3 protein-coding genes are annotated in these 2,156 nt (G+C 59.7%); 2 read left to right on the top strand and 1 reads right to left on the bottom strand.

Annotation, left to right across the window (positions count from 1 at the left end; all coding sequences use genetic code 11):
- Window positions 1–243: 243 nt before the first annotated feature.
- Entirely contained in the window at window positions 244–1,116 is an 873-nt protein-coding gene (locus WBV42_RS10740; RefSeq protein ID WP_423986021.1) for a ParA family protein, read from the top strand.
- The gene (locus WBV42_RS10745) at window positions 1,113–1,517 is read left to right on the top strand and encodes a hypothetical protein (protein WP_423986022.1); all 405 of its coding nucleotides are present in this window, start codon (window positions 1,113–1,115) and stop codon (window positions 1,515–1,517) included. Before WBV42_RS10740 ends, WBV42_RS10745 begins: the two co-directional genes overlap by 4 nt.
- Here WBV42_RS10745 and WBV42_RS10750 read toward each other — a convergent pair.
- Window positions 1,518–2,156 (bottom strand): class I SAM-dependent methyltransferase (locus WBV42_RS10750; RefSeq protein WP_423986023.1); only part of this gene is annotated, 639 nt, incomplete at its 5' end.

Below are 2,156 nucleotides of genomic sequence, written 5' to 3' on the forward strand. Positions count from 1 at the left end.
CCTCTCATTCACTCGGTCTCTTTTCTGGACTTCACGAGTGTTATCAGTGCTTTTTACAATAGGTACCTTAACTATAGTAGCTGAGCTACCTATTGTACCTCAACAATCTACTTACGGCAATTTTATATCCTCTCGGCAGAATGGCTCATACAACCGTCGAAACGAATGTACGAGTCATAATAGGTGGCTCTTGCGGCTGAGTCATCTATCAAGAATCGAGAATCACGACGGGCAGGTCACACAATGGCAGCTACCGTAGACACTCCACGCGCCGTAAGCGTGGTCATCCTGAAGGGCGGCGTCGGCAAATCAACGATTTCGATGAACCTCGCGCGACAGCTTTCCGAACGCGGTCGCGTTCTGTTCGCGGACCTCGATCCGAACGGCCACGCGACCAACGGTCTCGGCTTCGGGACCGTCTATCGGGGGGAGACGAACCTCGGGGACGTTATCCTCGACAACGGGGACGCGACCGTCTCCGACCTGATCCAGGAGACGGAGTTCGGGTTCGATCTCCTTCCGTCGTCGGATTCGCTCGAAGACGTGGAAAAGGACCTCGCGGGGGCATTGCAGGGCTCCGCACGGGTGAAGACGAAGATCGTCGACCCACTGCTCGGCGAGCGGTACGACTACATCGTGTTCGACTGTCCGGCCTACCCCGGCATGCTCAACAACAACGCGTTGGTCGCCTCGGGCAACGTCATCATCCCGCTCGAACCCGGATCCAGTTCCATCGGCGGATATAAACGCACGATGGAGCGACTCATCACCCCTTCCCGAGAGTATATCGACATCGACGTGCTCGCGTTGGTCCCGAACAAACTCCGCGAACGGATCGATCACCGAACGGAAGACCGCGAACTGCTCGAAAACCTCAACACCGCCGACGCGACGGAGGGAAAAGTCCCGAACTTCGCGCGTCTCACGGCCGACCAGTTCGATGCCATCGATAATGGAGAGATGAAACCCCCGAAACCCGGAATCCGATACAGCGCAGCGCTTTCGAAATCGTTGAAAGCACAGCAGCCACTGATGGATTACGACCCCGACAACAGCCAACTCGAAAACTTCGACGAGTTGGCCACCATCGTCGCCAACGGAGGTGTCGAACGATGACCGATGCGAACCCGTTCGACGATTTGGGAGCGGTCGAGGACGACTCGGACGACACGGTCGAGGGTTCGAACGACCCCGTCGTCGAATCCACGGACTCCCCCACCTCGCCGGAGTCATCATCGGACCAGGGGTCGGACCGAACGGAGGAGTCGTCCGCCTCCGTCTCGGGGCCGTCGTTCGACTATTCCGAAGTTCGCCAACGCCCCCTCTATGCGCGCGGCGAGACGTGGGACGAGTTCGAGGACGCGATCGGCATCTCCGTCGTCCCCGAACTCCGTCGGGAGGGTATCCGCGACGAGGAAAAGCGTGAGATTCACGATGCCGTCCTCTCGCTCGCGGCCGAGGAGCCGGAACGGATCGTCGAACTCATCATCGAGCGACGGCGCGACCCGGAGCGATAGTCAGGCGGGATTCGTCGCCTTCAGCGAAAACGTGAACGGTAGCTCGTATTCTATATCAGGAAGTCGCCATCGGTCGTCGTCGTCCGGTTCCATGGCTTCGAACCGACCGAACGTGGCCCAGGGGTGTTCGTGGAGGAACTCGATTCTGAGGCCCGCATCGATCAGCGCGGTGACGATGTCTTCCATCGAGTGGGAAAACCCGTGCGAGCGCTGATTTTCCAGGCCGAAGTCCCACCCGGCGTAGCTACCGTCGAACTCCTCGGTGACCGCCTCGGTGTTGAAGTAGGGATGTGCGACCTGCAAGCTCTCGGCGGTGCTTTCGTACGCAAAGGGGTTCGTCAGCGGATGTCCGTCCGCGATGTAGAACGTCCCGCCGGGTTCGAGGTGGGTGGCGACGACGTCCGCCCATCGTTCCAAACCGGGAAGCCAGTAAATGGTACCGTAGGAGGTGAACACCACCTCGAAGGTCCCGTCCAGATTCGACGGCAGTTCGTAGACGTCGCTCTCGACAAACCGCGCCCGCTCCGACGGGAGACCGATTTCGTCACGCAACTCGCGTGCGGTCTCGATGGCGGTCGGCGAAAAATCCACGCCCGTCGCGTGGTCCACTCCCTCGTTCCGCACCCACGAGAGGGTGTC

The sequence above is a fragment of the Haladaptatus sp. genome (assembly GCF_049589095.1).
In the GTDB taxonomy this organism is placed as follows: Archaea; Halobacteriota; Halobacteria; order Halobacteriales; family Haladaptataceae; genus Haladaptatus.

Excerpts from the sequence above, each read along its gene's own strand:
- WBV42_RS10740 (WP_423986021.1), top strand. The coding sequence starts at position 244 with ATGGCAGCTACCGTAGACACTCCACGCGCCGTAAGCGTGGTCATCCTG.
- WBV42_RS10745 (WP_423986022.1), top strand. The coding sequence starts at position 1,113 with ATGACCGATGCGAACCCGTTCGACGATTTGGGAGCGGTCGAGGACGAC.